Origin of the sequence: Qipengyuania sp. S6317L1, assembly GCF_023015615.1 — a bacterium.
In the GTDB taxonomy this organism is placed as follows: Bacteria; Pseudomonadota; Alphaproteobacteria; order Sphingomonadales; family Sphingomonadaceae; genus Erythrobacter.
Map to the genome: position 1 here is coordinate 183,337 of NZ_JALKAJ010000005.1, position 20,522 is coordinate 203,858.

At 60.2% G+C, this 20,522-nt stretch carries 15 protein-coding genes and 1 tRNA gene; 3 read left to right on the forward strand and 13 right to left on the reverse strand.

Features of this window, described 5'->3' with window-relative positions:
- The first annotated feature begins 232 nt into the window (after positions 1-232).
- Positions 233-2,056 (forward strand): glutamine--fructose-6-phosphate transaminase (isomerizing), encoded by a 1,824-nt coding sequence (glmS, locus tag MWU38_RS12510; RefSeq protein ID WP_247272145.1) that lies wholly within the window; start codon positions 233-235, stop codon positions 2,054-2,056.
- Between the two features lie 95 nt (positions 2,057-2,151).
- A complete protein-coding gene (locus MWU38_RS12515) occupies positions 2,152-4,521 on the forward strand; it encodes an EAL domain-containing protein (RefSeq protein WP_247272146.1) in 2,370 nt (789 codons plus the stop codon).
- A gap of 38 nt (positions 4,522-4,559) precedes the next feature.
- On the opposite strand, the gene purQ is transcribed toward MWU38_RS12515, so the two are convergent.
- The 9 genes from purQ to infA all read right to left on the reverse strand — a co-directional run bounded on the left by purQ (position 4,560) and on the right by infA (position 11,804).
- On the reverse strand, positions 4,560-5,249 hold the full coding sequence (purQ, locus tag MWU38_RS12520) for a phosphoribosylformylglycinamidine synthase subunit PurQ (protein WP_247272147.1): 690 nt from the start codon (positions 5,247-5,249) through the stop codon (positions 4,560-4,562).
- Positions 5,249-5,500 carry a phosphoribosylformylglycinamidine synthase subunit PurS gene (purS, locus tag MWU38_RS12525; RefSeq protein WP_247272148.1) on the reverse strand — a complete coding sequence of 84 codons (252 nt, stop codon included), beginning with the start codon at positions 5,498-5,500 and terminating at the stop codon, positions 5,249-5,251. The genes purQ and purS overlap by 1 nt, the downstream gene beginning before the upstream one ends.
- A 247-nt stretch (positions 5,501-5,747) precedes the next feature.
- Positions 5,748-8,642: a M16 family metallopeptidase gene (locus MWU38_RS12530; protein ID WP_247272149.1), complete on the reverse strand. Its 2,895-nt coding sequence runs from the start codon at positions 8,640-8,642 to the stop codon at positions 5,748-5,750.
- Positions 8,643-8,763: 121 nt separating this feature from the next.
- Positions 8,764-9,567, reverse strand: coding sequence for a phosphoribosylaminoimidazolesuccinocarboxamide synthase (purC, locus tag MWU38_RS12535; RefSeq protein WP_247272150.1), 804 nt, complete (start codon positions 9,565-9,567; stop codon positions 8,764-8,766).
- A gap of 28 nt (positions 9,568-9,595) precedes the next feature.
- A tRNA-Phe gene (locus MWU38_RS12540) sits at positions 9,596-9,670 on the reverse strand.
- Positions 9,671-9,798: 128 nt separating this feature from the next.
- Complete coding sequence (gene yacG, locus MWU38_RS12545; RefSeq protein WP_247272151.1) at positions 9,799-10,020, reverse strand: DNA gyrase inhibitor YacG; 222 nt, start codon at positions 10,018-10,020, stop codon at positions 9,799-9,801.
- Positions 10,017-10,967, reverse strand: a complete 951-nt coding sequence (locus MWU38_RS12550; protein ID WP_247272152.1) for a ribonuclease — start codon at positions 10,965-10,967, stop codon at positions 10,017-10,019. The genes yacG and MWU38_RS12550 overlap by 4 nt, the downstream gene beginning before the upstream one ends.
- On the reverse strand, positions 10,960-11,532 hold the full coding sequence (locus MWU38_RS12555) for a Maf family nucleotide pyrophosphatase (protein ID WP_247272153.1): 573 nt from the start codon (positions 11,530-11,532) through the stop codon (positions 10,960-10,962). The genes MWU38_RS12550 and MWU38_RS12555 overlap by 8 nt, the downstream gene beginning before the upstream one ends.
- A 26-nt stretch (positions 11,533-11,558) precedes the next feature.
- Positions 11,559-11,804 (reverse strand): translation initiation factor IF-1, encoded by a 246-nt coding sequence (infA, locus tag MWU38_RS12560; RefSeq protein WP_007163491.1) that lies wholly within the window; start codon positions 11,802-11,804, stop codon positions 11,559-11,561.
- A 236-nt stretch (positions 11,805-12,040) separates the two neighbouring features.
- Here infA and MWU38_RS12565 point away from each other — a divergent pair, with 236 nt between their 5' ends.
- Positions 12,041-14,869 (forward strand): hypothetical protein, encoded by a 2,829-nt coding sequence (locus MWU38_RS12565; RefSeq protein ID WP_247272154.1) that lies wholly within the window; start codon positions 12,041-12,043, stop codon positions 14,867-14,869.
- Positions 14,870-14,879: 10 nt separating this feature from the next.
- On the opposite strand, the gene MWU38_RS12570 is transcribed toward MWU38_RS12565, so the two are convergent.
- The 4 genes from MWU38_RS12570 to MWU38_RS12585 all read right to left on the reverse strand — a co-directional run bounded on the left by MWU38_RS12570 (position 14,880) and on the right by MWU38_RS12585 (position 20,340).
- The gene (locus tag MWU38_RS12570; RefSeq protein ID WP_247272155.1) at positions 14,880-15,743 is read right to left on the reverse strand and encodes an alpha/beta fold hydrolase; all 864 of its coding nucleotides are present in this window, start codon (positions 15,741-15,743) and stop codon (positions 14,880-14,882) included.
- Positions 15,743-17,407 (reverse strand): wax ester/triacylglycerol synthase family O-acyltransferase, encoded by a 1,665-nt coding sequence (locus MWU38_RS12575; RefSeq protein ID WP_247272156.1) that lies wholly within the window; start codon positions 17,405-17,407, stop codon positions 15,743-15,745. The genes MWU38_RS12570 and MWU38_RS12575 overlap by 1 nt, the downstream gene beginning before the upstream one ends.
- Positions 17,408-17,523: 116 nt before the next feature.
- Positions 17,524-18,726: an NAD(P)/FAD-dependent oxidoreductase gene (locus MWU38_RS12580; RefSeq protein ID WP_247272157.1), complete on the reverse strand. Its 1,203-nt coding sequence runs from the start codon at positions 18,724-18,726 to the stop codon at positions 17,524-17,526.
- 138 nt (positions 18,727-18,864) lie between these two features.
- Complete coding sequence (locus MWU38_RS12585; protein ID WP_247272158.1) at positions 18,865-20,340, reverse strand: heme peroxidase family protein; 1,476 nt, start codon at positions 20,338-20,340, stop codon at positions 18,865-18,867.
- Positions 20,341-20,522 lie beyond the last annotated feature (182 nt).

The window sequence follows — 20,522 nt, forward strand, 5'->3', positions numbered from 1 at the left end:
CCTTCACACACATCGCGCGTGCGCCCGGTATTTCAGGCTGTGCTAGCGAGGGGGGCTTAAGCAATCGTAAACCATGATTGGCCCGCAAGCCCCTGGGCTGACAAATTTCGGGTGAAATGGCGGGTTTCTCTTCAACTTCTATTCAAGCTTTGCCAGTAAGGGAGCCCAATCACGGGAACGGGCCAGGGCCAGCGCATCGCTTGCCGGGACAATCAGGGAATTAACGGCAAATATGTGCGGCATTATCGGCATCGTAAGCTCGAACGCGGTTCAGGATCGGTTGGTCGATGGCCTGAGGCGGATGGAATATCGCGGTTATGACAGCGCAGGGATCTGCACGCTTTATGACGGCGAGCTTGTGCGCCGCCGCGCCGAGGGAAAGCTGTTGAACCTTGCAGGTGTGCTGGAAAACGAGCCGGCGCCCGGCACGACCGGCATCGCGCACACACGCTGGGCGACCCACGGCGCACCAACGGCTGCCAATGCGCACCCCCATGCGACCGACGAACTCGCACTCGTACACAACGGGATCATCGAGAATTATAAGGCGCTTCGCCAAGAGCTTGAGCACGAAAACCGCACCTATGCGAGTGAGACCGACACCGAAGTCGTCGCGCATCTGATTTCATCGCGCATTGAGAAAGGCGCAACGCCGCAAGAGGCGGTCGCCGAGGTCCTGCCCAAACTGCGCGGTGCCTTTTCGCTCGCCATTGCTTTTCGCCAATATCCCGACCTCTTGATCGGGGCTCGCCTCGGCTCACCGCTTGTGGTGGGCTATGGCGAGGGCGAAATGTTCCTTGGCTCCGATGCCCTCGCTCTCGCGCCATTGACCCAGCAGATCACCTATCTTGAGGAAGGCGATTGGGTCGTCATCACCAAGGAAGGCGCACAAATCTTTGATGCCGATGGAAATGCGGTCACGCGCAAGGTTCAGGCCTCTGGCGCGTCGGCTGCGGCGGTGGAGAAGGGCAATTACCGCCACTTCATGCAAAAAGAGATTTTCGAGCAGCCCACCGTGGTTGCGCAAACGCTCTCCTCCTATCTGCGCCGCGAAGATGTCTCGGTGGCGCTGCCACAGTTCGATTTCGATCTTTCCGCGATTCGCCGCCTGACAATCGTTGCTTGCGGCACATCCTATTATGCCGGCCTAGTTGCCAAATACTGGTTCGAGCAATTCGCCCGCGTGCCGGTCGATATCGATGTGGCATCGGAATTTCGTTACCGCGATCCCGTGCTTGAAGAGGGGGGCCTTGCGCTCTTCATTAGCCAGAGCGGGGAGACAGCAGACACGCTGGCCGCGCTTCGCCATTGCAAGGAAAACGGTCAGGTGATCGCGGTCGTCGTCAATGTGCCGACCAGTTCCATGGCGCGCGAGGCGGACCTTCTTTTGCCCACACACGCAGGGCCAGAGATCGGGGTCGCCTCGACCAAGGCCTTCACCTGTCAGCTTGCGGTTCTTGCCGCTCTGGCCGCGCATATGGCGGTCAAGAAAGGCCGGATGAGCCGCGATGAAGAACGCGAAGTTGTCACACACCTTCTCGAAGCGCCCGCTGCGCTCAATGCGGCGCTGAGCCACGATGATGATATTGCCGCCATGGCGCACCACTTCGCACAGACCCGCGATGTGCTGTATCTGGGGCGCGGACAGGATTTTCCACTCGCGCTTGAAGGTGCGCTAAAACTCAAGGAAATCAGTTACATCCACGCCGAAGGTTATGCCTCTGGCGAGATGAAGCACGGACCCATCGCGCTTATCGACGATGATGTGCCTGTGGTGGTGATTGCGCCGTCAGGTCCTTTGTTTGAAAAGACCGTCTCCAACATGGAGGAAGTGCGCGCGCGCGGTGGCAAGGTTGTCCTGATTTCTGATGCGCGAGGCATCGAAGAGGCGGGCGAGGGCTGTTTGGCCACGATCGAGATGCCGGTCGTGCACCCCCTGATCGCGCCGTTGGTGTACGCAATTCCGGTGCAATTGCTGGCCTACCACGTGGCGGTCGTTAAGGGCACTGACGTCGATCAGCCGCGCAATCTGGCAAAATCGGTAACAGTCGAATAATCGGAAAAGAATTGGCCCTCTGGTGGGCCAAAAAAACTCGCGGCGAGATACCAAGTTTTACGCCCTCCTAACCTTTGCCGGTTAACCACCACCGCGTGAGCGACGAAAAACATCTCCCGACCCCTTCGATCGAGCAGGAATTGCCGGTTTCGGCTGTCCTTGGTCTGTCGCAAAAGGGGCAAGCCGATTGGCCGCGACTTCGCGGGTTGGAGGCGCAGGCACTCAGTCGTCTGACACTGCACCGATTTTTCGTTCACGCGATTGTCGCCCTGCTTGTCGCACACCTCTACACCCCTCTGGTCGGTCCGCTTTTCATGGGGTTGTGGCTTGGCGCTCTGGCCACGGTGCAGATTTCAGGAATGCGCTCGGACAAGCGCCAGCAATTGTACAACACGCGCCGCGGCAAGCACACCTTGTCCAAGAACCATTCGCGCACCGCGATTGTTTCCGCGATCCTTTGGGCTGTGCCCTTGATAGGGTTCGCGCCGTTCGGTTCGGTTGAAAGCGCAGGGACCTTAATGGCTGTTATCGGCACGCTCATGGCGGGCCGGGTCTATTTTTACACCACGACCCCTCTCAACATGGTCATCGCATCGCTCATTAACGGCATCGCAGGATGCGCGCCTTTCATCGTGATGGGCGAGTGGGCGCTTGTCACGGGCGTCGTTCTGTTCACGATCTGCACTATCCTTGGCGCGATTGAAGTGGGCCGCACTCACATGGCTGCGCGCATCGCGGAAAGCGCCATCATCGAAAAAGAAGAAGTCGTCTCTCTGCTTCTACGCGAATTTGAGGAGAACGAGGCCGACTGGCTGTGGGAAATCGACCCGCGCCGCCGTTTGCAGTCGGTTTCGCCCCGGTTCGCTTTTGCCTTGAGTGCGACCGACAAGGAGGTTGACGGAAAACCTCTTCTTGCCCTGATTGCAGGCGACAAATGGGAGAGCGGTGATTTCCCGCCGAGCCTCCATGAGCTTGCCGAAAAGCTGCGCAATCGCGAAAATTTCTCCAATCTTTCCGTTCAGGTTTCGATCAAGGGCGAAGAACGTTGGTGGGAGCTTTCGGGAACGCCGATCCGCGATGAACGCGGCAAATTCACAGGGTTCAGGGGCGTTGGTTCGGATGTGACCGAACAGCGCCAGTCCTCTGAAAAGATCGAATATCTCGCGCGCTATGACACGCTCACCTCGCTGCCCAATCGCCTCATGCTGACAGAGGCTTTGGGCGATGCGCTGGATCATGCCGAACATTGGCGCTCGCGCTGCGCATTGATGATGATCGACCTTGACCGGTTCAAGGCGGTGAACGATTCGCTCGGGCACATGACCGGCGACAAATTGCTTGCCCAGGTGTCGTCGCGCCTGAAAGCTCTCATGGGAGACAATGCTGTCGTCGGGCGTCTTGGCGGCGATGAGTTTGCAGTCGTGATCCGCGATGCGAGCGACCTGAACTATCTGCGTAGCCTCGCGCGGCGCGTTATTACGAGCCTCTCGGAACCCTATCAGGTTGACCACCATACGCTTTATGTGGGGGCAAGTGTCGGCTCTGCGATCGGACCGCGTGACGGGCGCACCGTGGAAGAGTTGATGCGCAACGCCGACCTCGCGCTGTACCGTGCAAAGGATGCAGGCGGGGGCGAACACTGTCGCTTTGAACCCGTCCTCCACGCCTCTGCCGAAGAACGGCGCCAGCTTGAAGCCTCCTTGCGCAATGCCCTTGGGCTTGACGAATTCGTGCTGCACTATCAGCCGGTCGTCGATGCACGCAGCGAAAGCATTGTGAGCTTCGAGGCGCTGGTGCGCTGGAACAGTTCGGAGCACGGCTTTGTCAGCCCGGGCAAATTTATACCGCTTGCCGAGGATACCCGCCTGATCGTGCCGATTGGTCGCTGGGTGCTGCGTCAGGCGTGTTTCGAAGCGCGCAAATGGCCCGATCACGTGAAGGTCAATGTCAACGTCTCGCCAGAACAATTGCTCGAGCCCGATTTCCATCAGGAAGTGGTCGATACGCTCGCTGCAAGTGGCCTTCGCCCCGAACGCCTCGAAATCGAGGTGACGGAAAGCATTTTCCTTCGCGATGCCTCGGTTGCGCGCAACGCTCTGGAACAGGTGATGGCGCTCGGCTGCTCAATCGCGCTTGACGATTTTGGCACCGGCTATTCCTCGCTCGGTTACCTGCGCAAGCTGCGCTTCTCGACGATCAAGGTCGACCGCACCTTCGTTCAGGGAGCATCGCAGGGCGCGAATGAAAGCCTCGCCATCATCAACGCGGTGGTCGCGATGGCGAAGAGCCTCGACATGACAACCACGGCCGAAGGCGTGGAAAGCGCCGAAGAGGCCGAGCTGATCCGCAACCTTGGCTGCGACAAGATTCAGGGTTTTTACTTCGGACGCCCGATGGCGAGCGAAGATGCGCGAGGATTGTTCAGCAAGGACGGTTTGCCAAATCCGCGCCGCCTGCGGGCATAGGCTCGCAAGGCGAAGGGCGCCACGCTCAGCCCACCGGCTCAAGCGGCAACGAGGGACTTCACCACGTTTTCAAACAGGGCGCGCCCGTCCTCGCCGCCAAGCGACGGGTGAGCGGCAGGTTCGATCGCGCGTTCGGGGTGAGGCATCATGCCCAGCACCCGCCCATTGGCGCTCAGCACACCGGCGATATCGCGGCGTGACCCGTTGACATTGTCCTTATAGCGAAAGGCGACGCGGCCTTCGCCTTCGAGCCTGTCCAGAGTCGCTTCGTCAGCGAAGTAATTGCCATCGTGGTGCGCCACGGGAATGCGCAAGACCTGCCCCTGAACAAAACCGCTGGTGTAGATCGAGCTTGTGTTTGCCACTTCGAGTTCGGCCGTGCGGCACACGAAGGTCTGGCCCGCATTACGCATCAATGCGCCGGGGAGGAGCCCGCTTTCGGTGAGCACCTGAAACCCGTTGCACACGCCCAGCACCGGCACGCCCCGCTCGGCGGCCTTGACCACCGCTTTAAGGATTGGGCTGCGCGCGGCCATCGCGCCAGAGCGCAGATAATCGCCATAGGAAAACCCGCCCGGAAGCGCGATGAAATCGAGGCCCTCGGGCAATTCTGCATCGCCATGCCAGATGCGCAGCGCAGGTGTGCCCGTAACGCTTTCCAACGCCACAGCCATGTCGCGGTCGCAATTGGAGCCGGGGAAAGTGATGACGCCCGCTTTAAAGCCCATCAGGCCGGTTCCCTCTGATCATCGAGCCGCTCGATCGCGTAGTCTTCGATCACCATATTCGCCAGCAACTGCTCGCACATCTTGGTCAGCGTTTCATCCGAAGTGCCTTCGGCCACATCCATCTCGATCATGCGCCCGATGCGCACATCATTGACGCCTTCAAAGCCGAGGCCATCAAGAGAATGGTGCACAGCGCGCCCCTGCGGGTCGAGCACGCCGGGCTTCAAACGGACGAGGATGCGAACTTTCATGGGGCTTTTGTCCTTGCGCAAAGGGTTTCTCGTGTTTTGCCAAGGCCTATAGCGTTTCAGGCGCGCGGCGCAATCGGTGAGGCGACAGCAATCACCCGCCTGATTGCGAGGGTGGCAATGGGATACGCTTGTTCACGAATGGCTGCCGGGGCTTGTAAAATGGCCCGAAAAGAGTAGCCATCCCCGAGTGAGGGGTTTCAATTGAACCCTTACGAGAGGCTGGCAGGAGGCGACCTGTCAGCCTTTTTTACTGTCCGTCTGACGGTTCAATCCGGTTTGCGGCAACATCTTCGTGGCCCTTGGGCAGAACCACAAATTCCACCGCCTTCTCAGGGTCTAGATAAGTCCGGGCGACCTTTCCTAAATCGTCTGCCGTGATCGCTTTCAATGTCTCGGGCCCCTTGAACCATCGTTCGAGCCGCGCTTCCTCGCTTTGCGCGCGGTCGGCAAGTTGCAACCACCCGCCAAGCGATTTCAACGCATTGTCGTATGCTTCGAGCAGGGGCTGGCGTGCGCGTTTGATGCGATCGGGATCAATCGGTTTTTCGGTCAGGTCCGTAATCATTTCGGCAATCGCGCCGCGCGCTGCTTCGACTTCGGCAACATCGAGCGAGGCGGTGATGGTGAAAGTGCCGTAGCCGGGGTAGATCCGGCTCATCGAGCTTGAGGCGCTGGGCGAATAGGCCTGGCCCAGTTCTTCGCGCAGGCGTTCGGTCAGTTCGATGCGCACCAGCCGCGCCAGAAGCGACATCTGCATCTCCTCGACAAAATCGCTGTCGTCATTGGTGGGCCAAACAAGTCGGACGAGCGCCTGATCGGCCTCGCCTTCATGGGTAAGGTGGTGGAGCGTGCGATTGGCGGTGAATTGCCGCTTGCGCGCATCTTTGCGCATCCGAAATTCGATCTCGCGCGCGGGCAGGGCGCCAAGCGTTGCGGCCACGGCTTCGATCGCTGCCTCTTCATCAAAGTCACCGACCAGCGACAACTCAATCGCGCCGGATGCCAGCCGGTCTTCGACGGCATCCTCAAGCCCCTCGTAATCGAGGGCAAAATACGCCTCTTTCGGCGCCAAGCTGAAGCGAGGGTCATTGTCAGACAGGATCGCGCCTGCTGCATTGCTGTAAGCGCGCTGGGGTGTGGAACGGAGGCGGGCAAAGAAATTGTCGATGCCGCGGCGAAATTGCTCAAGCCCTTCGCTGCGATAGCCCGGATCGGTGATTGCCGCGGTCAGAACCTGCATCTGCAAGGCAAGGTCGCGCGGCGTGGTGGAGCCGGTAAAGCTGAAAGCGTCGGCAGCGTTGGAAGCGTTGAACCCGACGCTTCGCCCGGCAAGGATCGTCTGCAATTCATCGCGGCTGTGTTCGCCCAGACCGCCTGCGGAAAGCGAGCTCATCAGGTAAACCCGCAAGGGGTCCTGCTGCGTGTTCATCAAGGTTCCACCATCGAGCAGCAGGCGATAGGCGACGCGATCCTCGCGCACGTCGGTCGTCTTCAATGTCAGGCGCACATTGTTGGCAAAAGTGATGGTGCGAAAGCCCAGCCGTTCATCGCGCGCGTCCCTGATAATCTCACCCGGCGTGCCGAAATCGGTATAGGCAAAGGTTCGCGGGCTGCTCTCCAGCGGCGGTTCGATCGGAAGGGCCATCGCCTCGGTAAAGGCCTGTCGCAAAGCCTCTTTCCCGCCCTCCGGCGCGCTTCGCCCCTGAAAGCGGATCAACGGTTCGTCGAACGCGATCAACCTTTCACGAAGCGCGGCGAGCGTGGTTTCGGGCGTAATGCCGGGCGCCAGTTCCTCGAACAATTCCAATTGGAAAGCGGGCGTTGTCGGCACGTTGTCATCCGACACGACATTCAGGGCGCGCTGTGCGTAATAGCTGTTCGTCCTTGTCCCGGCACCGGCCACGCGGTTTTCCAACCCTGTGCGGATGGTGGCAAGCTGTTCATCGACCTCGGCGCGGGTAAAGCCGTAGACTTGCGCCTCATGGACGCTTTGCACCGCAGCCAGAACGCCTCCGCGCCATTTGCCATCCTCGCTGGCGATGCTGAGGGTGTTGGTGCGTGCCTCTTCGAAAATCTCGCCTTGGGAGAAGCGCGCTGCTCTGAACGGTGCGTTGTCGGAGCGGGAAAGGCGGGACAAACGCCTGCGGATGATGCGGTAAGCGACCGAGCGCAAGATGCTTTCGCGGCGCGCGGCGCGTGTGTCTGGCCGGTCAATATATGGCCCGAGCATGGTGAGCGTGACGGTCTCTGACAGCGCGGGGTCGATAAAGATATCGGTTTCGCCCTTGCGGGTAAGATCGACCGGTCCGGTCACGGGGGCGGCGGGTGCAGGCGCGGGTTTCCAATCGGCGAAATATTCAGCGATTGCCGCTTCCATCGTTGCGGTGGGCAGGTCGCCAACGATCACCATGACCGTGTTGGAAGGGGTGTAAGTGCGCTCGTAAAGCCCGCGAAGATCCGCCGCGCTTGCGTTTTCGATCACCTGCCTTGTGCCGATGGGCAGCCTTTGCGTGTAACGTGCACCCGGAGCGATAAATTCGAACCCGTCCTCACGCGCCCGCTGCGCATAGCCGCGCCGGTCGCGGCGCTCGGCAAGGATGACGCCGCGTTCGCGCTTCACCGCTTGCGCAGTGATGGTCAGCTCGCTTGCGGTTTCGCGCATCAGCATCATCGCCGTGCCAATGAGGTCGTTATCATTGCGCGGCAGGTCGAGCATATAGGTGATCGCCTCGAAGCTGGTCGAAGCATTGGTGTCCGCGCCAAAGGCCAGTCCCTCGCGCTCAAGCAGGGGGATCATCTCACCTTCGGGGATGTTGGTCGATCCGTTGAAGGCCATGTGTTCAAGGAAGTGGGCAAGGCCGCGCTCGTGCTCTTGTTCGGCGAGCGAGCCGGCGCCAATCCGCATCCGCACCAGAACGGTGCCCTCGGGCGTAGCGTTTTCGCGCAGGATATAGCGCATGCCATTGGGAAGCGTGCCGAACACATAGTCCGGATCGACGGGCAAGTCGCTGGTTTCAAACGGCCATTCGGGCGTTGGTGTGGCGCTCTTGGCCACGGCTTCGCCGGTCTCTGCGCAAAGCGGTGCGCCGGATGCGAACACCAAAAGGCCTGCGGCAAATGCGCGTAATCGGGTTTTAATCAAGGGCCAAAGCCTCACCGTCCTCTTTCAAGAAACGAAGACTAACCGGTCCTGGATGTATGTCAGCTTATTTTTTGGCGCTTGTTTTTGGGCGCCTATTTTTTCGCGCCTATTTTTTCGGCGCCTATTTCTTCGTTGGGGGCGTTCCGCGAAGGCGCGTGCGGTGGCTCGACAGGTCGAAGACCTCGCCCGGCCCTGCATCTTCATTCTGCAGGAGGCCAAGGCGGCGCGCGACTTCGCGATACGCCTCTTCCTCACCGCCAAGGTCGCGGCGGAAGCGGTCCTTGTCGAGCTTTTCCCCGCTCGCCATGTCCCAAAGGCGACAGCCATCCGGGCTGATTTCATCAGCTAGGATCACGCGGCTGTAATCGCCATCGAACAGGCGGCCAAACTCAAGCTTGAAGTCCACAAGACGGATGTCGATTGCTGCAAACATACCGCACAGGAAATCGTTGATGCGGATCGCCATGGAGGAGATGTCCTGCATCTCTTCCTGGCTTGCCCAGTTGAAGCAGGCGATGTGTTCTTCCGCGATCAGCGGATCGCCCAGCGCATCATCCTTGTAGTAATATTCGATCAGCGTGTGGGGGAGGGGTTCGCCCTCTTCCAGACCCAGACGCTTGCAGATCGAACCGGCTGCAACGTTGCGCAGGACCACCTCGATCGGGACGATTTCAACCTGCCGGACAAGCTGTTCGCGCATGTTGAGGCGACGGATGAAGTGGGTGGGAATGCCGATGTGCGACAACCGCGTGAACACATGTTCGCTGATGCGGTTGTTGATCACGCCCTTGCCGTTGATCGTACCCTTTTTCTCCGCGTTGAAGGCGGTCGCATCGTCCTTGAAATACTGGATCAGCGTGCCGGGTTCAGGACCCTCATAGAGGATCTTGGCCTTGCCTTCGTAGAGTTTGGAGCGGCGGGACATAAGCGGGTCAGTTCCCTTTTCTAGCGAATGGTGCCCGGGGGCGGAATCGAACCACCGACACGCGGATTTTCAATCCGCTGCTCTACCCCTGAGCTACCCGGGCATTCGCTGCGTCGTGCGGGGCTTTTGTAACGCCCCGGCGAGCAAATGAAGCGGCGCTATGGCGCGGCTTTGCGTGAATGGCAAGAGAGAAATGGGCGATATTCCGCATTCGTGGATTATTCTTGCGAGCTAGTCCTGAACGTCCCACTGGTCGTGCGCGATTTGTTCAGGGTCAACCGGCTCTCCGGGAACCGAGTAACCATCGCCAAACCACCGCGCCAGATCGCGGTCCTTGCACCGCTGCGAGCAGAAGGGAGCAAAGGGGTTTTCAGCTGCGCCATCGCCCTGTTGCGTGATCGCGTGGTCGCGTGGTTTCTTGCAGATCGGGCAGGGTTTGGTTGATGTCGTCATTGCGCCACAATCTGGGCCTGGGGAGCTTCGAGCGCAAGGGCAGGGTTGGCCTCTATCCGCACCTCGCGCCCCGTGTGTCTGGCCAATTGGTCGATCCAGTCGGGCTTGATCTTCGCCCTGAGCGCAGGGTGGACGGTGAGCAGGGCTAAGCGGCCATTCCCCTCGGCGCGCTCTGCCATCCGCACGGCGTATCGCGCGCACATTGCGACCCGGTGATGCGCGAATCGGTGCAGAAGCGATGGGCCTTCCAGTCGTGCGACAATCTGCACAAGGCCAAAGCCGTTCATCGCTGTTCGCTCATGCGGCCAATCGACCAGCGCCTTGGCCAGCGCGTCATCCACTGCGCGGCGGTCGGCTTTCGCTTCCAATGTGGGAAAGTCGATACCGATATTGCCGCCCATGTCGAACCATCGAAGCGCCTTTGCGATGGCCGGAACCGCCGCAAGCGCAAGGTCGCGCGGGGGAAGGGTGCCATCAATGTCGATCACCGTCATGCCCGGTGTCACCGCGCACAGGATTTCGCCGCCATCAAACGCGATGCTGCCCGAGGATGCGGCGTGCCAGACCTCTTCCCATGCGCCAGTTTCAAAACGGCGCGTGGATGTGCCCTTGATACAGGGGACCTCGTCCGCCTCGCCGCTGGTCCAGCGTGCTTGCGGCAGTTTGAGCCGGCCACGTTCGGCGATGCTGGCCCGTGTGATGCGCACCTGACCGGTAAGCCCTTCGGTCGCCTCGCGCGGTAGGTGGTCGACCAACGCCTCGCGCCCGTCTTCGAGCGTTACAGTGCCGCGTTTTGCGCCGCCGGCCTTGTGCGTAAGCCGGGCGGTGTGGAGCGTCCCTGCTGCAAGTTCGCCCGGCCATTGCAACCGCGCTGCGAGCACTTCGTCGCCGTCGATGAGCAGGCTGCGGGTCTCGCCAATCCCCTCTTCGACAAGCCACTCAGCCAATTGCAAACCCCGCCGCTTTTAGCAGCGCGCGCGTTTCATAAAGCGGCAGGCCCATTACGCCTGAATGGCTACCCTTCATCCACTGGATCAGCGCCTCGGCCTGTCCCTGTATCGCATAACCACCCGCCTTGCCGCGCCATTCGCCGCACGCGATGTATGCGTCTATTTCCTCGGCAGAAAGGTTCTTGAAGCGCACCACATTTTCATTGATCCGCTCGCGAAGGGTCCCATCGGGTGCGCGCAAGACGACGCTGGTCAAAACCACGTGCCGCCGTCCCGACAGAAGGTTGAGGCAGTCGCGCGCCTCGCTCTCTTCCTCGGTTTTGGGCAAGATCCGGCGGCCAGCGGCCACGACCGTATCGCCCGCCAGCACAAAGCCATCGGCTGAAACTGCAAGAGCCTTCTCGCGGCCCATGCGCAAGGCATAGTCGCGCGGTCGCTCGTCTTTCAGGGGCGTTTCGTCAATATCAGCAGGCGTCACAGCATCAGGCGTCATCCCCAGACGCGCCAGAAGGTCGCGCCGCCGGGGCGAAGCCGATGCCAGTGTCAGATGGGGAGAGCCCATAACGCGGGTGTCCCGCCTTTGGGGCTCTACTGTGGGCCGGGACCGCCGCGGCCCGGCATAAAGCGATAGGTGATGCGCGCTTTGGTGAGGTCATACGGCGTAAGCTCGCACAATACCTCGTCACCCACGAGCACGCGGATACGGTTCTTGCGCATCTTGCCAGCCGTATGGCCCAGCACTTCGTGGCCGTTTTCAAGCTCTACCCGGAACATCGCATTGGGCAGCAGCTCGACGACGCGCCCGCGCATTTCGAGAAGTTCTTCCTTGGCCATGTAAGTCCTTTTGTGTTGTTCAATCGGGAACGTCGTTTGTCGTCCCCCGTTTGTCGATTTCAGCGCGCCATTTAGCGATGGTGAGAACAAAAGTGAAGCCTCGTGCGTTAAACGCGCAAAATCGCACCAGCTTGAACACATCACGATCCGGGAAAACCGGACAAAGCGAACGGCTGATGCAAATTGATACAATCGCGTGCTTTCAATAACGGCTCGCAATAACGCAAAAGGCCCGCATGAACCTCTCCACCCTTTCCCGCACCGTTTTGATGACGGGTGCCGCCGCCCTTGCGCTCTCCACTGCTGGCACAGTTACAGCGCAAGACCAAACCGCCCAGGCGCAAAGTGAGCCGCCCGTGATTGCGGAAGATGACGACGATCTTTCCGGTGGCATCATCGTATCCGCGCAGCGACTTCGCGGACAGCTCAACGTGGGACAAGCGCCCATTCTCGAACTTGACGAGGAAGCCATCGCCGCCGAAGGTGTTGGCTCCATCGGCGATCTTGTGACGCAGATCAGCGCGCAAACGGGATCATCGCGCGGGCGCGGCGGCGGGCGGCCGATCATCCTTGTGAACGGTATTCGCCCCGGCTCGTTTCGCGAGCTGTTCCAATACCCGCCAGAGGCGCTCGCCAGGACCGAAGTGTTTCCCGAGGAAGTCGCCCAGCGTTTCGGCTTTCCGCCCGACCGCCGGGTTATCAACCTGATCCTCAAGGACAATTACCGCAACGCAGAGGTTGAATTTGAGTTCGAGGGCCCCTCGCGCGGTGGCAATTACACCCGCGAGCAGGAGCTTGGCTTCCTGCAAATCAAGGACGGCGCGCGGATCAATATCAATCTGGAGGCCAGTGACAGCTCGCTCCTGACCGAGGATGAGCGCGATATCATCCAGACGGACAGTTCGACCAGCGATATCGCAGGCGATCCCGATCAGGCCCCGTTCCGCTCGCTCGTGTCCGACAGTCGCAGCCTTGAGGCCAATATCAGCTGGGCCAAGGCGTTCCAGGACAGCGGAACGGCGGTGACAGCCAACGCCAATTACCAACGCAGCGACGCGCGCAGCCTGCAGGGGCTGAACACGGTGCTGTTGTCGGACGGGCCGGAAGGGGATCCTGCGACAAACAGCGTGCTTAGGACCTTTGGCGCAGACAGCCCGATTGAGCAGGTGGTTTCCGCCGACACATTTTCCGTGTCGGGTTCGGTCAACACGCCGATCAATTCGTTCCGCCTCACCACGACATTCGACGGCAGTTTGAGCGAGCGCGAGACGCAGTTCGACCGGCAATTCGACACGAGCGGTTTTGTCGATGCGGCAAGGGCAGGGGAGCTTGCGCTTGATGCACCGCTGCCATCGCAGCTCGATACAGGGTTCGACGTCGCCTCGAGTCGCGCGATCACCGCTGAAAGCCTTGCAACCTTGCGCGGGCCGCTTGCCTATCTTCCCGGAGGTGAATTGATCGCGACCTTCGATCTGGGCCTTGATTGGGACCGGATCGAAAGCGATGACACGCGCACCAATGTGCCATCGGAATTGACGCGCAGGCGTCTTTCAACGGGCGCGAACTTGAACATTCCGATCACCAGCAGGCGCGAAGGGTTCGCCGACGCTTTGGGCAGCTTCACGCTGAACCTGCAAGCAGGGTTCGAGGACCTCTCCGACTTTGGTCTTCTGGGTGATTACACCGCCGGGCTTACCTGGGCGCCGTTCGATAATCTCGACCTGACCGCGACCTATATTTTCCGCGAAGTTGCCCCGTCTCTGAGCGCGCTTGGCGATCCGCAAGTCGTCAATTTCAACCTGCCGGTGTTCGATTTCGTCAATGGCGAAACGGTGCTGGCCGATGTGACCACGGGCGGCAATCCCGACCTTGTGGCAGAGACGCAGCGCGACTGGAAATTCGCGGCCAACTGGGAACTGCCATTCTGGGACGGCGCGCGGTTCCAGGTCGAATATATCCGCAATCGCTCCGATGATGTGGTTAGCTCTTTCCCGCAAATCACCCCCGAGATCGAAGCGGCTTTCGCGGACCGCATCACGCGCGATGCAAACGGCACATTGATTGCCCTCGACAGGAGGCAGGTGACATTCGCCGAAACAAAGGCGGACAGGCTTAATTTCTCGCTCAATCTGCGCGGTTCGTTTGGTGGATCAAGCGGGCGCGGCGAAGATCGGGGTGGCGCCCCTCAGAACACCGCTCGCCCTGCCAATGCAACGCGTGCGGGTGCCCCGGCTGGCGGCCCCCCGGCTGGACCCATGCGCGAAGGCTTTGCCGCCATGCGCGGTATCATCTGCGCCGATGATGGCGATGCTCGCATCAGGGCGCTGATCGCGCGGATCGAGGCGGGCGAGGATGTCTCTGACACGATCCCCGGTTTCGACCCGGCCATGGCAGAAATGATGCTCTCGCGCCTTCGCGGCGAAAATGGCGAGATATCCGATGAGCGGCTGGCCACAGTTCGCGAGCGTATGTGCTCGGCTGAAGCTGGTGAGCGGATCGCAGCAGCACAAAATGGGCAAGGCTCGGGAGGCAGTGCACGCTCCGGCGGCTCGTCAGGCGGTTTCAACCCGCTTTCGCGCCAACGATCGGGCTTCCGCTATTTCGTCTCGCTCAATCACACGATCGAGCTTGCCAATGAGATCGTGATTGCACCCGGCCTTGCCCCGCTCGACCAGCTTGACGGGCAATCGACCAATTTCCTCGGCCTTCCGCGCCACACATCGCGGCTTGAAGCGGGGGTTTTCGGCAATGGCATCGGAACGCGCCTGTCTGGCCGCTACACCGGCAAGGCGCGGCTCGACGGGTCGGCTGCGACGGCAGCAAACACCATCTTCATCGACGATCTGCTGACCTTCGATCTGCGGGTGTTTGCCAATATCGACCAACTGTCCGGCAGCAGCAGCCCGCTTCTCAAGAGCGTGCGCGTCTCCTTGCGCGCCGACAATATCTTCGACGCTCAACAAAACGTGGTCGATGAAACGGGCGCAACGCCGCTCACCTATCAGCCGTTCCTGATTGATCCGGTGGGCCGCTATGTCGGGATTGATATTCGCAAGCTGTTCTAATTGAACCGGATTATCCCCAGGCTGTTGCAAGCTTGGGGAACATCCAGCTCTGGAACGGATTGGCTTTGAACGGAGCCCATTCGCCCTCTGGCTGAGCGAGACGGTCGGCCATGGCGATCATCACGCTCGGGTTGACACCAAGGCCAAGATGGCTGGCGAAGACGCGAATGTTTTCTGTCGGTGCGCCGCTTGCTTTCGCCGGGTCCTGCACGCTGCCGCGCCAGTGAACCACGCCGTCTGTCTTGGTCAGGATCGAGGTCGTCGGGACAGGCGGCGCATGATCGAGCCCGCTGAACTGACCATCGCGGATTTCTTCAGGTTCGCTGCCGTTGAAAAATTCGAACAATCGCGAGGCGTTGGTGTGCGCGCGGTCATCGGTGATCGGACTGCCAAGGCTGATTACCAGGCGCACCTTCTCAGGGCGAAGCTTGGCAAGCTCACGCGCCAGCACCCCGCCAAGGCTCCACCCGACGAGCGAAATCTTGCGCCCGCTTGTCTCGAACAGGCGATCAATCTGGTCTTCAAGCTTGGTGACAAGCTCTTCATTCACCCGGATATTTCGTCCCGAATCCCAGCCATGCGCGTCATAGCCAAGGCTTTTGAGAAGGCGCCGCATGGGGCCCGTCGAACTGTTGGTGGCCATGAAACCGGGCAGCGTCATAACGCTGTGCCCGTCGCCTTTGGGAAGGGTGGAAAGATAAGCGCGCGATGCGAAAAACGCGCCGAATTCGAACACCGCCCGGCCTTCGGAAAGCGCCAGAAGCGGGTGCGGCGCGCGCGGTTCGACAGGGACCTCGCGGCGCGATTTCTCATCGTTGACCACGATGCTGCCGGGCATCGGCGGAAATTCGCGATAGGTGGGAAGGGTGGCCATTACTTGCTCTCCTCAGCGATGCGCGCTGCCGATGCTTTGGCCGGTTTGCGCTTGGCTGTTTTCTTTGCGTTCGCAGAACTTTTGCGCGCCGCAGTGCTGGTTGTCTTTGCTGCCGGCTTGCCGGTTGATGCCTTACTGGCAGCAGGTTTCCTGGCTGTTTGCCCGGCCTTCGTTGGTTTACGGGTCACGGGGCTTGCCGTTCCCGATTTCTTTGCCGCTGGCTTGGTGGCTGGCTTCTTTGCGGGCGCCGTATCAAGCGCTTTTGCCGCTGCCAGCATTTCCTCGAAACTGTCCTTGAGGCATTGCGAATAGAATTCCGGATCGGGCATGATGTCCCGGCACGCGGTGACGCTGATGTAGGCTTCATCGCAATAGGATTGAACCACGTGCGCAAGGCCCAGCCCGTCTGTCAGGCAGATCAGCGACAAGGCCATGCTCTCAAGCTTTGCCCCTGCCGAATAGATCGGAATGGGCGGGCCGGGCACATTGGTCACCACGGTATTGAACGGCATTGCAACGCTGTGTGCGATGCTGACCCTGTTGAACAGCTGCGCGCCCAAAGCCATGTAAAGAAGCGGGTTGACCTTGGACACTTCGGTCATGGTCCGCGCACCGATGGCGTTTGTCATTGCCTTGGAATTGCTGGTGCGGCCAAAGACGAATTTGAGCCGTTCGGCAGGGTCCGCAATATGCGTGCCCAGCGGCGCGATCATGGCAGCGACCTGATTGCCCATATCGCTTTTTTCATCGGCAGAACGCACGGAAATCGGCGCCATGGCGGTCATGCTCGCTTTTGGCAGGTCGTCTTTCGCGCTCAGATATTTGTGCAGCGCACCCCCGATAATGGCGAGCGCGACGTCGTTGACCTTGGGTTTAAGATCGGGAGTAAGCGCGCGGATCGCCTTTATGTCTTCAAGCGGGAACCGCTGCCCTTCGACGACGCGGTGGGGCGAGATCGACTTGTTAAAACGCGTGCGCGGCGGGACATAGTCGCTCGTCAGTTTGAAATCGCGTGCGATCAGGCCCTTGATCGCATTGGCAACGCCGGGAACGGTCTGGGCGGCCACCCGCGCCTGTTTCAAGGGGTTGATGAGCGCATTGAGGTAGGATTTGCCCAGAAGTTCAACCGGGCCCGGCACCTTCTCCGGCTTCCACTCATCGGGCTTGTTGGGGGGCGGCGCATGGGGGGCGAGCGTGTGGATCGCCTCCATCAGATCAATCCCGCTCATCCCGTCAATCGCGGCGTGGTGCACCTTGGTCACGAAGGCAAAGCACCCGGGCGGATAGCCCGGCACATTGTCGAGCCCTTCGACCACGGTGAATTCCCATGGCGGGCGATTGAGGTCGAGGGGCCGTGCGTGGATGCGCGCGGTCTGGATGCACAATTGCCGCCAATCACCCGGCTTTGGGAGGGCGACATGGCGCAAGTGATATTCGAGGTCGAAATCCGGGTCTTCGATCCAGTAGGGATAGTCGAGGTCGAACGGCACGCGCACGAGGCGCTGGCGCATCGTCTTGGACAGTTGCAGCCGGCTGCGGAAGAAGTCGAGGATGTCCTTGAACCGGACAAAGCCGCCCGGGGCAGTGGCAGGATTGTAAATCAGCAGATTGCCGATGTGCATGGGCGAATTGGGCGATTCCAGCGCCACAAATGACGAATCCATACCCTGCAATTGTTGCAATTCGTGTCCCCTCAATCCCATTGCGAGGCCGTGTTTTTTCCGGCCTTCATGGGATGAGGCTAGGGCGCATTGGTTCAGGTGGCAAGCTAACGTGCGCGTCAGGTGTCAGCGCCCGAACGTTCGAGCGCATCACCGCAGGCGACCCCGCTGGCCCAGGCCCATTGGAAATTGTATCCGCCAAGCCAGCCGGTCACATCGACCGCTTCGCCAATGGCATAAAGGCCCGGCACGCGCTTTGCTTCCATGGACTTACTGGAAAGTTCGCTAGTCGAAATGCCGCCGATGGTAACCTCGGCCTTGGCAAAACCTTCGGAGCCGCTGGGGGTAAAGCGCCAGTTGGCCAATTGCTCGGCCGCCGCTTTCAGAGCCTTGTCCGAGACATTGCCGAGCTCTGTGTCGATCCCCAGTTTCTCCGCAAGCGCATCGGCAAGGCGGTCTGGCAATTGCTCTCGCAGCGCCGATTTGATGTGGGCGCGCGGACGGTCGCGCTTCATGTCGAGCAGCCAATCACCCTCGGCTTGGGGGAGGAAGGTGATGCCCACCTCCTCACCGGGGCGCCAATAGGAGGAGATTTGCAGGATCGCAGGACCGGAAAGCCCCTTGTGCGTGAAAAGCGCGGCCTCATCGAAGCTGGCCTTGCGTTTTTTTGATCCGGCATGGGCGCGCACGGGCGCGGAAACGCCCGAAAGCTCGCGGAACAACACATCATCTCCGCCCAGCGTCAACGGCACGAGTGCAGGGCGCGGTTCGACCACTTTAAGGCCAAACTGGCGCGCGAGATCATAGGCAAAGCCGGTTGCGCCCATCTTGGGGATCGACGGGCCGCCGGTGGCGATTACAAGGTTGGGGGCGGCGAAATTCTGACCGCTGGCAGATACGGCGAACATATCGCCGTCTTTGACGACTGCGCTGACAAAGGCATCGCACAGCACATCCACCGTGTTCCCGCATTCATCGAGCAGCATCTGCACAATCTGGCTCGCCGATCCGTCGCAAAACAGCTGTCCCAGCGTCTTTTCGTGCCACGCGATGCCGTGTTTATCGACCAGCTCGATAAAATCCTTTGGCGTGTAACGGGCAAGGGCGGATTTCGCGAAGTGCGGGTTGTCGGAAAGGTAATTGGCAGGGCCTGCATCCACATTGGTGAAATTGCAGCGCCCACCGCCGGAGATCAGGATCTTCTTCCCCGGCCTTTCAGCCTTTTCCAGCACAACGACACGAAGGCCGCGCTTGCCCGCTTGGGCGGCACACATCAGGCCAGCCGCGCCGCCACCAAGGATTATCGCGTCATAATGCTTCATCGTGTGGCCGATAGAGGGTGGCCACCGGAATGAAAAGCGCTGTGGCCACGGGCTTTGGTGCATGGTCGACCAAATACAGTGCGCCCGCGCTCGGGCAGTTCCGAACGCGGGCGCACAATAGGTAGTGAAATCTGACCCTTAAACGGCAGGCAGGGTCGGATTGGTGATGGTCATGATCTTGCCGATATCGTCCCATTCCTCGCGCGGGGCCCAATTGCGGTTTGCGCCAAGGAAAGAGCGGTCATCGAGCTCCAGAATACCGATCATGACCTCGGCCACGATTGTCGCACCCACTGGCCCGAGCGCCTCGCCCTTGGTGAAAGTGCCATTGCTTTCGGCGCGGCCAATCACTTCGGCTTCGGCAAGCAGGTAAAGCCACAAGGGGATACCGTCGCTGCCAAGGCCCGGATGGATCTCTGCGACCTTGCCGATCACTGTGTCGATATCCGATTGATCGACACCGATGGCCTTGGCGACCTTTTCACCGCCGGGCAGCAGGAAGGCATTGCCACGCAGCAGGTTGCGCGTTGCAAGCGATGCTTCACCGCCGGCCTCGACGAAAGGCAGTTTCAGCAAGTCGCCAGCAAGTTTCGTATCGAGCGTCTGTGTTTTCTCGACGGTGCGCCCTTCGCTCGTTTCGAACAATTCGTGCCAATCCACCACCGCGCGCGCGTGGCTGACCCGGTCAAAGCCGCGGCCAAGGAATTCGCCGAAAAGCTCAAGCTTGCCCGTTCCCTTGCGGGTTTGCAGCGACATGGGGATCATCGAGTGGCCAAAGCGGTATGCGGCGACCGAGAACTCGACCGGAATAAACGGCGTGCTCGCGCAGTAGAACTGGCGTCCACAACCAAGGATGCGCTCCACCACCGGAGTGCCGCACATCGCGGTCAGGAAGTCATTCACAACCGCCCATTGATAGTGCCACGTGGTTTGCTTGCGCGCCTCTTCGTAAAGGTCGTGGCCCTCCAATGTCTCTTCATCGGGGTTGTTCTTGCTATCGTGATACAGCGTATCCGCCACGTGGTTGTGGAAGCGGATGATGGCCAGCTGCATCTGGCTCAGGATGCGGTTTTCATCATTGCGCGGATCACCGATAACCGCGCGCATGTTGGGCGAGCGCAGCAGATCGTGATCGGCGTATTTCCCTTGCACCAGATCGCCATTGTCCAGCCGGTTGTCATCGCCGGTCAAAAGCTTCACCCCGTTAAAGGGCGCCTCCTGAGAGAACAGATAGGGCTGAGCCTCTGGCCCGAGGCCATAGATGCAATCCAGATCGAGCGTCGGAGTGCGCACGTTTGAGACCTCGCCCGCATCGCTGATGACCGATGAAAAAGAGGTGGAGGCATCAAGCGTGATGTCGTGGTCGATAAACTGGCCGAAAAAGACCATGCCGACCGGCACCGTCTTGGTAGGCGAGTTCTTGTTGCCGCCATCCATCGGGCCATTGTCCCGGCCGATTTCCTGAAGGATATCGGGACGCGTGTAAGCTGGCGGTAAGTCGCCAAACATACGGCCAAAGCGATCTTCGCGCTGATGTTCGGAATAATTGCTTCTGCTGCAATAAGGGGCAAGACCATCTAAAGGCTTCATCCCGTGGTGTTCGTGGCTGCTCATCTCTTCGTCTCCCTGAATTGGAAAAATCCGGGCGACCCGCTCGAACTATGCTTACCCCCCAATGATAATTTGAAAGAATCGGGCAGCGTTTTTTTTATGCGGTCATGTGGGTATGGCGGGCCTTTGTGACGGGCTGTGCAGTATTTCACAGGACTTGGCCCATCAGGGGGTTTTCGCGGTGA

Excerpts from the sequence above, each read along its gene's own strand:
- glmS (WP_247272145.1), top strand. The coding sequence starts at position 233 with ATGTGCGGCATTATCGGCATCGTAAGCTCGAACGCGGTTCAGGATCGG.
- purQ (WP_247272147.1), bottom strand. The coding sequence starts at position 5,249 with ATGGGCTTTAAAGCGGGCGTCATCACTTTCCCCGGCTCCAATTGCGAC.
- purS (WP_247272148.1), bottom strand. The coding sequence starts at position 5,500 with ATGAAAGTTCGCATCCTCGTCCGTTTGAAGCCCGGCGTGCTCGACCCG.
- purC (WP_247272150.1), bottom strand. The coding sequence starts at position 9,567 with ATGTCCCGCCGCTCCAAACTCTACGAAGGCAAGGCCAAGATCCTCTAT.
- yacG (WP_247272151.1), bottom strand. The coding sequence starts at position 10,020 with ATGACGACATCAACCAAACCCTGCCCGATCTGCAAGAAACCACGCGAC.
- MWU38_RS12555 (WP_247272153.1), bottom strand. The coding sequence starts at position 11,532 with ATGGGCTCTCCCCATCTGACACTGGCATCGGCTTCGCCCCGGCGGCGC.
- infA (WP_007163491.1), bottom strand. The coding sequence starts at position 11,804 with ATGGCCAAGGAAGAACTTCTCGAAATGCGCGGGCGCGTCGTCGAGCTG.
- MWU38_RS12565 (WP_247272154.1), top strand. The coding sequence starts at position 12,041 with ATGAACCTCTCCACCCTTTCCCGCACCGTTTTGATGACGGGTGCCGCC.
- MWU38_RS12570 (WP_247272155.1), bottom strand. The coding sequence starts at position 15,743 with ATGGCCACCCTTCCCACCTATCGCGAATTTCCGCCGATGCCCGGCAGC.
- MWU38_RS12575 (WP_247272156.1), bottom strand. The coding sequence starts at position 17,407 with ATGGATTCGTCATTTGTGGCGCTGGAATCGCCCAATTCGCCCATGCAC.
- MWU38_RS12580 (WP_247272157.1), bottom strand. The coding sequence starts at position 18,726 with ATGAAGCATTATGACGCGATAATCCTTGGTGGCGGCGCGGCTGGCCTG.
- MWU38_RS12585 (WP_247272158.1), bottom strand. The coding sequence starts at position 20,340 with ATGAGCAGCCACGAACACCACGGGATGAAGCCTTTAGATGGTCTTGCC.